General features: G+C 64.4%; 15 protein-coding genes. 1 reads left to right on the forward strand and 14 read right to left on the reverse strand.

Translation table 11 applies throughout. The features are described from left to right. Window positions 1–111 precede the first annotated feature (111 nt). From tilS to ybgC, 9 genes are all read right to left on the reverse strand, one after another. A complete protein-coding gene (gene tilS, locus EN786_RS15285) occupies window positions 112–1,512 on the reverse strand; it encodes a tRNA lysidine(34) synthetase TilS (RefSeq protein ID WP_127283769.1) in 1,401 nt (466 codons plus the stop codon). Window positions 1,513–1,567: 55 nt separating this feature from the next. Then, window positions 1,568–2,671, reverse strand: coding sequence for a tol-pal system protein YbgF (ybgF, locus tag EN786_RS15290; RefSeq protein ID WP_127283768.1), 1,104 nt, complete (start codon window positions 2,669–2,671; stop codon window positions 1,568–1,570). A 278-nt stretch (window positions 2,672–2,949) separates the two neighbouring features. Then, a complete protein-coding gene (gene pal, locus EN786_RS15295; protein ID WP_127283767.1) occupies window positions 2,950–3,456 on the reverse strand; it encodes a peptidoglycan-associated lipoprotein Pal in 507 nt (168 codons plus the stop codon). Window positions 3,457–3,689: 233 nt separating this feature from the next. After that, a complete protein-coding gene (locus EN786_RS15300; protein ID WP_127283766.1) occupies window positions 3,690–4,067 on the reverse strand; it encodes a four helix bundle protein in 378 nt (125 codons plus the stop codon). 43 nt (window positions 4,068–4,110) lie between these two features. Then, window positions 4,111–5,415: a Tol-Pal system beta propeller repeat protein TolB gene (gene tolB / locus EN786_RS15305; protein WP_127283765.1), complete on the reverse strand. Its 1,305-nt coding sequence runs from the start codon at window positions 5,413–5,415 to the stop codon at window positions 4,111–4,113. A gap of 39 nt (window positions 5,416–5,454) precedes the next feature. Next, on the reverse strand, window positions 5,455–6,612 hold the full coding sequence (locus EN786_RS15310; protein WP_127283764.1) for a TonB family protein: 1,158 nt from the start codon (window positions 6,610–6,612) through the stop codon (window positions 5,455–5,457). A gap of 7 nt (window positions 6,613–6,619) precedes the next feature. After that, complete coding sequence (gene tolR / locus EN786_RS15315) at window positions 6,620–7,072, reverse strand: protein TolR (RefSeq protein WP_126057875.1); 453 nt, start codon at window positions 7,070–7,072, stop codon at window positions 6,620–6,622. A 9-nt stretch (window positions 7,073–7,081) separates the two neighbouring features. Then, the gene (gene tolQ / locus EN786_RS15320) at window positions 7,082–7,792 is read right to left on the reverse strand and encodes a protein TolQ (protein ID WP_126057874.1); all 711 of its coding nucleotides are present in this window, start codon (window positions 7,790–7,792) and stop codon (window positions 7,082–7,084) included. Between the two features lie 286 nt (window positions 7,793–8,078). Beyond that, the gene (gene ybgC / locus EN786_RS15325; protein WP_127283763.1) at window positions 8,079–8,552 is read right to left on the reverse strand and encodes a tol-pal system-associated acyl-CoA thioesterase; all 474 of its coding nucleotides are present in this window, start codon (window positions 8,550–8,552) and stop codon (window positions 8,079–8,081) included. A gap of 52 nt (window positions 8,553–8,604) precedes the next feature. On the opposite strand from ybgC, the gene EN786_RS15330 reads away from it, so the two are divergent. After that, complete coding sequence (locus EN786_RS15330) at window positions 8,605–9,855, forward strand: cellulase family glycosylhydrolase (RefSeq protein WP_127283762.1); 1,251 nt, start codon at window positions 8,605–8,607, stop codon at window positions 9,853–9,855. Between the two features lie 27 nt (window positions 9,856–9,882). Here the strand turns inward: EN786_RS15330 and EN786_RS15335 are convergent, their stop codons facing one another. From EN786_RS15335 to EN786_RS15355, 5 genes are all read right to left on the reverse strand, one after another. After that, window positions 9,883–10,776, reverse strand: coding sequence for a metallophosphoesterase (locus EN786_RS15335; protein WP_127283761.1), 894 nt, complete (start codon window positions 10,774–10,776; stop codon window positions 9,883–9,885). 130 nt (window positions 10,777–10,906) lie between these two features. Continuing rightward, a complete protein-coding gene (ruvB, locus tag EN786_RS15340; protein WP_135908651.1) occupies window positions 10,907–11,944 on the reverse strand; it encodes a Holliday junction branch migration DNA helicase RuvB in 1,038 nt (345 codons plus the stop codon). Window positions 11,945–11,987: 43 nt separating this feature from the next. Then, window positions 11,988–12,608 carry a Holliday junction branch migration protein RuvA gene (gene ruvA, locus EN786_RS15345; protein WP_127283759.1) on the reverse strand — a complete coding sequence of 207 codons (621 nt, stop codon included), beginning with the start codon at window positions 12,606–12,608 and terminating at the stop codon, window positions 11,988–11,990. Between the two features lie 14 nt (window positions 12,609–12,622). Continuing rightward, on the reverse strand, window positions 12,623–13,036 hold the full coding sequence (locus EN786_RS15350; RefSeq protein WP_127283758.1) for a type II toxin-antitoxin system VapC family toxin: 414 nt from the start codon (window positions 13,034–13,036) through the stop codon (window positions 12,623–12,625). Window positions 13,037–13,038: 2 nt separating this feature from the next. After that, window positions 13,039–13,290, reverse strand: coding sequence for an AbrB/MazE/SpoVT family DNA-binding domain-containing protein (locus EN786_RS15355; RefSeq protein ID WP_127283757.1), 252 nt, complete (start codon window positions 13,288–13,290; stop codon window positions 13,039–13,041). Between the last annotated feature and the right edge of the window lie 55 nt (window positions 13,291–13,345).

Below are 13,345 nucleotides of genomic sequence, written 5' to 3' on the forward strand. Positions count from 1 at the left end.
GGCGTCCGCGGACGGACACGCATGATCTGAGGAAGCTTGGGCCTAACATAGGGAGAGCGCCTCCCCTTGCCAAGCATAACAGCACGTGTGGGTTAAGCTTTCGCCCAACCATCAGCCGGCACTGTGGCCGTGGAAAGGCAAGGCCGGGAGCGGCGGCGCGCCGATCAGCCGGGCCACGGCGGCGGCGGGCGCAAGATCGAAGGACGGCAGGAAGCGCGCGAACGGCGCCACGACGGGAGCGATCCCGACCTGCGGCGGCACCCCGGCCTCGCCTGGAAAGCCAAGGCATTCCGCCTCGCGCCACAGCGCGGGCTCGGCGGCAAGGGCTGCGCGTGCAAGGCTCGGCGGCGTGCCATCCTCGGCGACGGTCCGCTTTGCCGCGGCCGCCGTGCCCAGCGGCCCGATCAACAATCGGCTTTCCCTGTCGGCCAATGTGATCCGCCGCCGACCATCCCAGAGGCCCTCGCTGGCGGCCGGCGCCAGCTCTGGCAAACCGCGCGACTCCCGGCGCAGGAAGATGCCGGAACGCCGTGCATCGAGCACCGTCCGCGACAATGTGGCGCAAAGCGATCCGGCCCGAAGTCGCTCGAACAGCGCCTGGCTGCGGGCCGCGTCCGGCAGGAAGGAAACGCCGCCGATCGTCGCGAGCAGGATGCGCAAGGCATAGACAGCACTCGCAATGTCGCCGAGCGCGGCGAAGGCCGGATCGAGGCGAACGAGGCCCCGGGCCGGCATGCTGGCAAGATCGCGGATCAGCAAGGCTGCGCGCCGGCCAAGCTCTTCACGGCTGGCGGCGGCCTGCCCGGCCGACGCCATCGCCTCCGCGAACCGCCGCGCGCCGTCGTCGCCGGCAAGTGTGGCCCTGACGCGCGGCCGCTCGAAATGCCGATCGAGATTGGTCGGGTCCTCGGCCCAGGCGATGTTGCGGCGGCGCAGCACTTCGCGCAGCGCCGCGCGCCGCGTGCCAAGCAGCGGCCTGACGATCCAGCGTTGCCAGTCGTGGAGCGTAGCCGGCGCCATTCCGGCAACGCCGCGCCCGCCCTCGTCGTCGATCTCCTTTTCACGTCGCGCCTCTTCACGGCCCCCTTGTTCACGCGCTTGCCGCATGAGCACCGTTTCGGCCTGGTCGTCGGCGGTGTGGCCGGTGAGGATGAGGCCAATGCCTTCCGCTTGCGCCGCCTCGGCCAGCAGCCGGTAGCGCGCCTCGCGCGCAGCGGCGGGCAGGCCGGACGACGGCTTCTTGCCCGACCAGACGAGGGTGCGGTGCGCGATGCCGCGCTCGGCGCAAAGCCTGGCCACTTCGCGCGCTTCCGCCGCCGAGCCTTGCCGCAGATCGTGGTCGATTGTCACCGCCAGCAGCCTGGTCGCAGGCGCGACGCGGTCGAGATGGGTCTTGAGGAGGATGAGAAGGGCGGTCGAGTCGCTGCCGCCGGACACGGCTACAACGGCGCCGTCAGAAAAATCGATATCAGAAAAAAGCCGTTCCGAAAGGTCAGGCTCGGCGTCGAGCATCACCGCATGTCGTCCGAAACAGGTCCCGGCTTTGGGACGACGACATGCAAAGGAGCTAGCACGCCGCGAGCGCCCGTTCCTGCTTGACCCGCTCCTTGAGCGCGCTGGAGATATCGGGGTAGCGCTTGCCGATCTCGCCGAAAGTGGCGCACGCCACGTCGTTCTGCTTCAGCCCGACCAGCGACACACCGAGCTTCAGGAGCATGTCGGGCGCCTTCTTGGCCTTCGGGTAGTCCTTGCTGGCGGCGAGGAAGACCTCGGCCGCGTCGCGATATTTCTGCTGCCCGAGCAGCGACTCACCCAGCCAGTAATGAGCGTCCGCCGCCTTTGTATCCTTCGGGAAGCGGCTGATGTGATCGCGGAAACCCTGCTCGGCCGTGCCGTAGTCGCCCGACAGGATGAACTGGTAGGAGTTGCGGTAAAGCTCGTCCGGATCGTTGGTGGAAGGCAGTGCCGCGACCACCGTGCCGCCGGACTTGCCAGCCTTGGCGTCGGTTGCCGGCGCGGGGGCCGCCGGTGCGGTCTCGGCAGGGGCGCTGGCCTGGGTGTTGCCGTCAGCGTTGACCACATTGCCGTTCTTGTCGACGGTGATGGTGCCGAACGTCTTCGGCGGCGCGCCGGTGATCACCTTGCCGGGATCGCCGGTCTGCGACTCGACGATGACCTCGCCGACGCTCTGGCCACCGTCGGATTGATTGCCGGCATCGGCCGGCGCTTGCGTCGCCGGAGCCTCGGCGACGCTGTTGTCGGTGCCGCTTTCGGTATTGCCATCGCTGTTGGGAGCCGGCGTGGCGTCCGACTTCTTCTGGCTGGCCGGCTGCTGCCCGCCTTGCGTGCCGCCCTCGAGCTGCTGGAAGCGGAACTCGTTGTCTTCCTGCTGCTTGCGGATCTGCTCCTGCATCTGCAGGATCTGGAAATTGAGTTCCTCGATCTTGCCGTTCATCTGCCTGAGCTGGTCTTCCAGGCCGGTGGCGCTGGCGCCATCCTGCTGCGCGACCTGCTGCTGCTCCGGCTTCTTCTTCTCGCCAAAGATGCCAAGCGTCGGCAGGTGGAAGGAAAACCCACTATCGGCAGGCTGCCCGGTGCCGGCTGCCGGGGCCGCGATGCTGGATAGGAGCAGCAGCGCAAGCGTGCCGCTGAGGACCGTTCTGAAGTGCATTATGTCTCTCGCCGTGAAATTGATAGCCCGTTGCGCCCTTCCGATTCCGAGTGGGACCAAGCGCCCTCGGCTCATAGCAGGGCGCGAGACTTCGGCCAAATTTTGTTTCAGGGCGCTGGATATGAAAAAGGCGGCCAAATGGCCGCCTTTCGCATATGCTGTTGTATTTTTGCCGCCCACAGCGCCGCGCGTCGTCAGACGCGCAAAGGACGCCGTGGCACTTTTGGATTGACGCATGATCCTTTCCGAAAATCGAATCCGATTTTCGGGGTCATGCGTCAGGAACCGGCGCCCGAGAGCGTGGTGACGGCGCGGCGGTTCTGCGACCAGCAGGAGATGTCGTCGCAGACGGCGACCGGGCGCTCCTTGCCGTAGGAGATCGTCTTCAGGCGCTGGGCCGAAACGCCCTTGGAGACCAGGAAGTCGCGGGTGGCGGCGGCGCGGCGGGCGCCGAGCGCCAGATTGTACTCGCGCGTGCCGCGCTCGTCGGCATGGCCTTCGATGACGATGGCATACTGCTTGTACTGGTTCAGCCACTGCGCCTGGCGGCCAAGAGTCGTCTGCGCGTCGGCGCGGATCGACGAGGAGTCGGTGTCGAAGAAGATGCGGTCGCCGATATTGACGGTGAAGTCCTGCGCGGAGCCGGGCGTAGCGGCGCCGGCGCCGTTGAGGCCGAGATCGGCCGCGCTGTTCGGGGTCTTCTTCGAGGCGCAACCGGTGATGGCGAGTGCCGCCACCAGCGCGATCATGGCCGGGTTTCTGGTAAGTGCTGCGATACGGCCCATGCCGCCTCTCCTTCGCATTCGAGTGATTTCGTTGATCACCCAGTAACCACGTTTGGGTTAACCGGCATTCAAGAAACACGGTTAATATTTGGTTTTAGGCCGCCGTCCGCGGCCGTTACGCCCACGCATTACCAAGGGCGACAATGCGCGCGGACCGTAGGCGGAAATGCGGCCAAAACATGAAAAAAGAGGGAAATGGGGAACTGGAGAATTGAAGAACTGGAGAAAAGAGGTCACTTCAGCGACCCTCTGAGATTCACCAGCATTCCGCAGATCTGATTGTAGGACCGTAGCCACTCGTCGAGCTGTGTCTTAGAGATGTACTCAAGGTCGAACGCGTAGGAGATCCATGTCTCGACTTCGCTGCACGACCCCATAGCCATTGAAATGAAGCGAGCGAATTCCGCTTTGGAATGAGGTTGCTTGGCAAAGCCCTCAGCCAAGTTGGCGCAGATGGCCTTGCTCGAGCGACGCAACTGATCGGCTAGCGCGTATTGCTCGATCCTCGGAAACGCCAACGTGGCTTTGTGAATTTCAAGAGAAACTGCGTACGCCCGCTTATAGACCTCCAGGTCCCTTGCACGTCCAACGTAGCTTCCCCGCTTCTCCATTTCTTCAGTTCTTCAATTCTCCAATTCCCCAATTCCCTCCCCCTCACTCCAGCAGCGGCGACCAGGCCGGGTCGGACGCGAAGTTCGAGGTCGGGATCGACTGCTCGTTGCGGCCGGTGAGGTCGACCGAAACCAGCTTCGGGCCGCCGGCTGAGTCGCGGAAGAACATCAGCACGCGGCCGTTGGGCGCCCAGGTCGGCCCCTCCTGCTGGAAGCCGGAGGAAAGGATGCGCTCGCCCGAGCCGTCGGTCTTCATGACGCCGATCTGGAACTCGCCGCCGGTCTGCTTGGTGAAGGCGATGAGGTCGCCGCGCGGCGACCACACCGGCGTCGAATAGACGCCGTCGCCGAAGGAGATGCGGGTCTGGCCGGAGCCGTCGGCGCCCATCACATAGATCTGCGCGCGCCCGCCACGGTCGGAGGTGAACACCACCTGGCTGCCGTCGGGCGAATAGGACGGCGAGGTATCGATGGCGGTGGAATTGGTCAGCCTTGTGGTCGAGCGGCTCCTCAGATCCATGGCGAAGATGTTGGAATTGCCGTCGTCGCGCAGCAGGCTCATGATCACCTTCTGGCCGTCGGGCGAGAAGCGCGGCGCGAACGTCATGCCGGGGAAGTTGCCGACCAGCTCGCGCTGCCCGGTCTCGATCTGCAGGAGATAGACCTTGGGCTGGCCGCTCTCATAGGACATGTAGGTGATTTCCTGCCGGTTCGGTGAGAAGCGCGGCGTCAGCACGATCGAGCGGCCGTCGGAGAGATAGCGCACGTTGGCGCCGTCCTGGTCCATGATGGCGAGCCGCTTCTTGCGCGCGTTTTTGGCGCCGGATTCGTCGATGAAGACAACGCGCGTGTCGAAATAGCCCTTTTCGCCGGTAATCTTCTCATAGATCGCATCGGCGATGATATGAGCGACACGGCGCTGATTGGCGTCGTTGGCGAAAAACTGCTCGCCGGCCAACTGCGTGTTGCCAAAAATATCCCACAGCCGGTACTGGGCGCGGATGCGGCCGTCCGCCTCCTTGCTCACGCTGCCGGTCACCAGCGCCTGCGCGTTGATGACCTTCCAGTCCTCGTAGCGCGGCGCCGCATCTGGGTTGGTGATCTTTTCGACAAAAGCGGCCTTGTCGATCGGCGCGAACAGTCCTGACCGTTTCAGATCGGCGGTTACGATCTCCGATATCTGCGCGCCAAGCTCTCCCTGAAAGTCGGGGATGGCGATCGGCATCGGCTCGACATTGCCTCTGTTGACGTTGAGCTCGAGGGTTGCACGAGCAGGCAAGGTGGCGACAGAAATCATGCCCATCGCCATTGCGGCGACCATCAGGAGCGGCTTGAGGATGGCTTTCATGTCTTCTCGCTTCTCTTGCTGATTTTTTGGGTGCTCAGGCTACAGGCCAAGCATCGCTCTCGGATCAAAGTTGACGCGGACGTCGGACCATATGTCCTGCTTGCCGGCGGGCACCTGCAGCCCGGCGACATCACATTTCTGCACGGCGCGAACCGCACTGGCGTCGAACTGGGGGTTGCCGCTGGACTTTTCGATAGTCGGGCGGCCTTCCAACTTACCGGAGGCGTTCAGGTTGAAGCGAACGACCACGGTGAAATCCTCGGAACCTTCGAGGCCGACCGGAAGGGTCCAGCAATGGCCGAGCTGATCTTCCAACGCGCCTTGTTCCGACCTTGAGAGTTTCTGGCCCTGATCCTTTTCGCCGCCCAGCGAGGCCTGCTGTGTCGAGCGCTTGGCGCCGCCACCGGAAGGCTTCTGCTTGTCGAGCAGCGCCGTTATCTCGTCGGCGTTGAACTGCTTGTCTTCCGACTTCGGCTTCGACGACGCTTCCTTGACTGGCTTGTCGGCGTCCTTGCGGTCCGGCGCCTTGGCGCTCTCGGCCTGGGCCGGCTGCGGCTTCGGCCGCGCCTCGGGCGCGGGCGCGGAGTCCGGAAGCTTGGCCTCTTCGGTCGGCGGCTCCTGGGCAATGGCCTCGGCGACGGCGTCCGGCTTGACCTCTTCCTTCGGCTGGATGGCTGCGGTCTTGTCCGGTTGCGGCGCAGGCGGCGGCTCCTTGGCCGGCGTCGGCTTCGGTTCCACCTGCTTGACCGGCTCGGGCTTGACCTCTTCCTTTGGCTGCGGCACCGGCGCCACTTCTGTCGCCGGCGTCGGCTTCGGCGCTTCCTTCGGCTTCGGCGCGTCCTCGGGTTTCGGCTTTTCGGTCGGCGTTGGCGCCGGCGGTGGCGCCGACGTCAGGTCGACCGGCTTCGGCTTGGCCTCGTCCGTGATCGGCTTGTCGGTGTCGACGCTGTTTTCACCGACCTTCTGCGCATCGGGAACAATGTCCGGGCGCTTGGTCGGCGTCGGTGCCGGCTTGTCATGCATCACCGCCTTCTTGTCGCCTTGCAGCGTCTGCGCGATGGCCTCCATCGGCACGATGTCGACCGCTACCGACTCGACATCGGACGCGGGCATGGCAGGCGGCGACGACAGCGTGAACAGCCCGAAGGCCAACGCTACCGTGTGCAAGATCACCGATGTGGTGAGTCCCGTCCTCATCTTGCTTCTACTGATCCTGTTCCTGCAGCGAAACCAGACCGATGTTCTTGTATCCGGCCGCCGAAATGCGGGCCATCACCTTCATGGCGGTGCCGTAGTCCGTCAGCTTGTCGCCACGGATGAAGATGCGCTCGTCATAACCGGTCTTGGAGATCGCCTGCAGCTTGGCCACCAGCTCCTCGATCGGGATCTCGGTTTCCTGCAGATAGATCTGGCCGGAAGCGTTGATCGAGACGGTGATCGGCTGGGTGTCGACGTTCATCGCCTTGGCCTGCGTATCCGGCAGGTCGATCGGCACGCCGACCGTCAAGAGCGGCGCCGCGACCATGAAGATGATCAGCAGCACCAGCATCACGTCGACCATCGGCGTGACGTTGATTTCCGACATCAGACCGTGATGGCGGCCGCGCCGCCTGTGGCCGCGCCCGCCGCGTCCCGCCATGCCTACGGACATACCCATGATCGTACCTCAGGCCTTCTGCGCGACTTTTTCATCGATTTGCCGCGAGAGTATGGCGGAGAACTCGTCGGAGAACCCTTCCATGCGCACGGCGATCTTGTTCGCGTCGGATGACAGCTTGTTGTAGGCGATGACGGCCGGGATGGCCGCGAGCAGGCCGATGGCGGTGGCGAGCAGCGCCTCGGCGATGCCGGGTGCGACCACCGACAGGCTGGTATTCTTCGAAGCGGCGATGGCCTGGAACGAGGTCATGATACCGATGACGGTGCCGAACAGGCCGATGAAGGGCGCGGCCGAACCGGTGGTGGCGAGGAAGCCGAGCCGTCCCTCCAGCCGCTCCATCTCGCGCGTCAGCGCCAGGTCCATCGCCTTGTCGATGCGGGTCTGCAGGCCAAGCGGCGACTTGGCGCCCTTCTCGAAGCTCTTCTTCCATTCGCGCATGGCGGCGACGAAGATCGCGCCCATGCCGGTGGTCTTGCGGTCGGCGAGCGTGCGATAGAGCTCTTCCAGCGACTGTCCCGACCAGAACACCTGCTCGAAGCGGTTGAGGGCAAGCCGCATGCGGCCATAGGCGACGAGCTTGTCGACGATGATCGCCCAGGTCCAGATCGAGGCGCAGAGCAGTCCGATCATGACCAGCTTGACGACCCAGCTGGCCTGCATGAACAGCGCCCAAATCGATAAATGCGCGCCCGGTTCGGCGAGTGCGATGTTTTCCATGGTTACGTCCTTAGATTTTCCGGGCGTCGCTGGCGGCTGGGCCCATGGGCATCCCTTGTGGTCCGTTCGCGCGAGCTTGAAGCTTGCGGGATCACCCCGAATGCACCGTTTCGCGGCCTTTTCGGGGCAAATATTGGTGAAAGGAAGGCGTTCGGATTCCGCCAATCTTCACCAATCTCTTCATGAACCGTTATGGTTAAGGATGGGTTATGATATGAAGCGCGGCGCATTGCCGCGCCCCCTCATGGCGCGGATGGTGACCGCCAGATCGCCCTGACCAGAGATATCAGCCGTTTGCTCTTGGCATGAAAGCCGCGATCCATTCGCGCGGAAAACGCCTTGGGCGGCCATTCTCGCCGATGATCGCCGCTTCGACCTTGGCCTCGACCAGCACTTCGTCGCCGCGCTTGAGCTGCTGCGCCATGTAGATGCGGGCGCCGGAAATATTCTCGGTGCGCGTCTCGATGGTCAGGATGTCGTCCATGCGGGCGGGGCTTTTGAAGTCGATCTCCATGCGCCTGACCACCCAGACGATGCGTTCGCCATGCTTGCCGTCGGCAAGCTCGGTGTGGTGGACGCCGGCGAGCCTCAGATAATCGGAGCGGCCGCGCTCGAAGAATTCGAGATAGCGGGCGTGATAGACGACGCCGGAGAAATCGGTATCGGCATAGTAGACCCGCGCCATCAGCCGATGGCCGAATTCCGTCAGCGCGCCGGAAAGCCCGGCGCCGAGCGCCGCCGATTCACCATGATCGTCCATCGCGCTTTCCTTTTCTGGCCCGAGCAGGCAGGTGTTGCGGCGCTGGAACCGGATGGCACTGTTGGGCGCGATGATCAAGACCTTGATGGCGGCACTGCTGGTGCTTGGGGCTTTGGCATTGCCGGCCCATGCCGCGATGTTCTCGATGAAACGCGGCCTCAACCTCGACCAGTGGACGACCTGGGCCGGCGAGGAGAAATGGAACGACCCGACCGCCATCCTGCCCTACCCGGAATGGCGAAAGTTCCTCAAGGAGGATGACCTCAAGGCGCTGAAGGATGCCGGCTTCGACTTCCTGCGCATGCCGGTCGACCCCTCCCCCTTCCTGTCCGACGAGACGCTTGCGCTGCGCGACGACCTCTACGCCAGCGTGCTGGACTCGGCGCGCATGATCAACCGCGCCGGGCTGAAGGTGATCGTCGACATGCATCTGATCCCGGCCGGCGGCAACCGCAAGATCGGCATGGGGCAGGTGATGGACGACCCCGGGACCTTCGACGCCTATGTCGATATGGTGCGCAAGATGGCGCGCACGCTGTCAAACGAGGATCCGGGCCAGGTCGCTTTCGAGCCGATGAACGAGCCGATCGTCGACTGCGACGGCGACGGCACAAATCTGTGGCCGGAGCGCCAGAAGAAACTGTTCGCGGCGGCGCGCTCCTCGGCCACCAGGCTGACGCTGATCCTCACCGGCGCGTGCTATTCCAACGCCGCGTCACTGGCCAGGATCGACCCGAAGCTGATCGCCGACGACAACATCATCTGGACCTTTCATTCCTACGATCCGTTCCTGCTCACCCATCAGGGCGCGACCTGGGCCGGCGACTTCATCCGCTATGTCACCGGCCTGCCCTTTCCGCTGACGGCCGTGCCGCGCGCGCAGCTCGACGTGGCGCTGGACACGATCCGCGCCCGCATCAGGGCCGAGGCGCCATGGACGCGGCGAAGCGGCATGCTTGCCTATCTCGACGAGCAGGTCGCCAGCATGGATACGGACGACAAGCTGCTCGCCATCATGGACGCGCCGTTCAAGACCGTCGAAGCATGGGCGAAGGCCAACGGGATAAGACCGGAAAACATCACGCTCGGCGAGTTCGGCATGATCCGCCAGGAATATGGCAACGGCTATGTGATGCCCGCCGAATACCGCGCCGCCTATGTCAGGCAGATGATCGCGCGCGCCGAGGCGCACGGCTTCTCCTGGTCGGTATGGGGCTATGGCGGCGCCTTCGGCATCGTCGATGCCTTCAATGGCGACAAGGCGGAACCCGCCGTGATGGATGCGATCCGCTCGCTGCCATGACGAGGGCCGGTTGAGCAGCAGCGCGCCTTAGCCGAGATCGATCTGCAGGATCTCCGGCCGCATGCCGAAGCGCACCGGCATGATGCTGAAGCCGAGCCCGCCGGAGACGATCAGGTTGCGGTCGTTCTCGACGACATGGCCATAGGCGAAGCGATTGCCATAGGCCGAAGGCACGACCGGCGAATAGCCCAATAGCCTGACCTGCCCGCCATGGGTGTGGCCGGAGAGGGTCAGCGAAACCCGCCACGGCACTTGCGGGAAGATGTCGGGTTCATGCGCGAGCAGGATGATGGGAGCGTTGTCGCTCACCTTGGCCAGCGTGCCATCGAGATCGTCGAGACCCCTGGCTTCCGCGCGGCCCTGGCCCGGCAGCAAGGCAAGCTGGTCCGCGAGACCTGCAAGCCAAAAGCCCTGTCCGTCCTTTTCCAGGCGAAAGGCATCGTTTTCGAGCACCGTGATGCCGGCACCCTCGAGCGCCTTGCGCGCCACCGTCGGTCCGGCCCCGGCCCTTTGCGCGACGGGATCGTGCCACCAGTCGTGGTTGCCGAGAATCGCCTTGACGCCGAGCGGCGCTTTCAAGCCGGACAGGGCGGAGGCCCATTCGGAGGCAGGCACCTGGTCGGTCACCAGACGCATGCCGGCGACATAGTCGCCGAGCAGCACGATGAGATCCGGCTGCAACGCGTTTGCCTCGGCGGCAAGCGAGGCGATCCGCTCTGGCGTCATCCACGGGCGGCAGGCATGGACGTCGGCCAGAGCCACGACGCGTAGCTTTAGGCCCGCCGGCCAGTGCGGCGGCGTCAGAAAATAGCGCTTCACATGCGTCAAAAGCGGCTCGACGCCGACCGCATAGGCGCCGAGCGACACCATCGACAGGAACGAGCCGCCGATGAGGCGCAGGAAGCCACGTCTGGTGATCATTGCTCCGCCCCGGCCCTTGGTATGGCGATTGCATCAAGCTAGAGGCGGCAATTGTGCCTTCAGCTTGGCCGCGGCGAGCAGATTTTGCGCAGACGAGCCGTTCCCCAAACAACTAGGGAACAAATCTCCGTTACTCCTCCTGGAACAGGCTGATCTGCTGCTGCGCCAGATCCTTTGGCGCCTCGAGGCCGAGATGGCGCCAGGCATTGGCCGTCAGCACACGGCCGCGCGGCGTGCGCTGGATGAAGCCCTGCTGGATCAGATAAGGCTCGATGATGTCCTCGATGGCGTCGCGCGGCTCCGACAGCCCCGCCGCGATGGTCTCGATGCCGACCGGCCCGCCGCCGAAATTGCGGGCGATCATCGACAGATAGCGCCGGTCGAGCGCGTCGAGGCCGAGCCCGTCGACCTCAAGCCTGGTCAGCGCCTCGTCGGCGATCCGCCGGTCGACATGGCCATCGCCGGCGACCGACGCGAAGTCACGCACGCGACGCAGCAGCCGGCCGGCGATGCGTGGCGTGCCGCGCGCCCGCCTGGCGATCTCCAGCGCGCCGTCGTCGCCGAGCGGCATCGACAGGATGCGGGCGCCGCGGCGCACGATCTGCTTCAGCTCCTCGACCGTGTAGAAATTGAGCCGCACCGGAATGCCGAAACGGTCGCGCAGCGGATTGGTCAACAGCCCAAGCCGCGTGGTGGCGGCAACCAGCGTGAAGCGGGCGAGATCGATCTTGACCGAGCGCGCCGCCGGCCCCTCGCCGATGATCAGGTCGAGCTGGAAATCCTCCATCGCCGGATAGAGGATTTCCTCCACCGCCGGATTGAGGCGGTGGATCTCGTCGATGAACAGCACGTCGCGGTCTTCGAGATTGGTGAGCAGCGCGGCCAAATCGCCGGCCTTGGCGATGACCGGCCCGGACGTCGAGCGGAAATTGACGCCGAGCTCGCGCGCCATGATCTGCGCCAGCGTGGTCTTGCCGAGGCCGGGCGGGCCGACGAACAGCACGTGGTCGAGCGCCTCGCCTCGACCCTTGGCGGCGTCGACGAAGACCTTGAGATTGGCCCTGACCGCCGCCTGGCCGACGAACTCGTCAAGCGATTGCGGCCGCAAGGTCTGGTCGGCATCCTCGCCGCGCTTGTCGGGGGCAATGAGGCGGGGCGAAAGGTTCATGCCGCTTTCCTTGCATACGGCAGGGACCAGAACAAGCAGCCCCTCACCGCGCCAGTTCCTTCAGGCCGAAGCGGATCAACTTCGAGGCGTCGGCGCCCTCGCCGGCCGACTTCAGCGCCGCCGACACCGCGTTGGCGGCGATGTCGCGCGAATAGCCGAGATTGACCAGCGCCGAGACGGCGTCGGTGATCGGCGCCGGCGCCACGCCCTCGCCGAGTTCCTGCTTCAGCCCGATCGTGCCGGAGGCAGCGCCCGCATATGCCGGCGCCTTGGCCTTCAATTCGGTGACGATGCGCTCGGCCACCTTCTTGCCGACGCCCGGCGCGCGCGACACCATGGCGATGTCGCGCAAGGCGATCGCATTGGCGAGGTCGGCCGGCGCCAGCGTCGAGAGGATGGCCAGCGCCACCTTGGCGCCGACGCCCTGCACGTTGTTCATCAAGAGCCGAAACCATTCGCGCTCCAGTGCCGACTGGAAGCCGTAGAGCCGTATCATGTCCTCGCGCACATAGGTCTCGATAAACAGCACCACCGCCTCGCCGGGCGCCGGCAGCGAGGCCAGCGTGCGCGCCGAGCAATGGGCGACATAGCCGACGCCATGCACGTCGACGACACAGAAGTCCTCGTCGACCTCGTCCAGCGTGCCCTTCAGCTTGCCGATCATGTCCGGGAACTTTCTTAGGGGTGGGTGTCAGGAGCGATCAGCTCGACATCCGGAAAGTATTTCCTGAAGCCTGCCGGATCGCGAGTAAGAATGGGATAACCCCGGATGGCGGCATGCGCCCCGATCAAAAAATCGGGCATGACCTTCTCTCGCGGTCCCCCTTGCCGACGATAGATCGAGAATGCTCTCGACGCCGCGAAGGCAGCTTCGAACGGCAATCCCTCACGTCGGTACTCATCCTCGGGCAACACATTGTCGACATCATCGATCGTGTCGTAGCGGATCGAAAACTCAGCGTAGATGATCTGATTGATGACCAGGCTGCCTCGCCTGCGTGCAGTTTCTATTTTCGGCCGCGACCATTTCAACCAGAGAGGATCGCGAACGGCGACATCGATAAGAACATTGGTGTCGACAAGCGTCGCCAAGATCAGCGATCCCGCGTCAAGGCCATGACGTCGTCGGCGTTCATCGTCTGGTCGCCGCTACCCTCCAGCCGGTCAAGCGCGGCGAGAAACCGATCGAGTCTTTCACGATCTGCCTGCCGTCCCTTGTCATGTCGGGGTGTGATGGTGATCTTGCCGCCTTCAATGCCGAAGATGACTTCGCTATTCGCATCAATGCCGAAAGTGTCGCGCAAGTCGCGTGGAATGGTCACCTGGCCCTTGCTGGTCACACGCATTGGAGTCTCCGGTTCTTACCGGTAAGAAATATTCCAACTGCGAGAACAAGTCAAG

This window comes from Mesorhizobium sp. M4B.F.Ca.ET.143.01.1.1, from assembly GCF_004792275.1.
Taxonomy (GTDB): Bacteria; Pseudomonadota; Alphaproteobacteria; order Rhizobiales; family Rhizobiaceae; genus Mesorhizobium; species Mesorhizobium abyssinicae.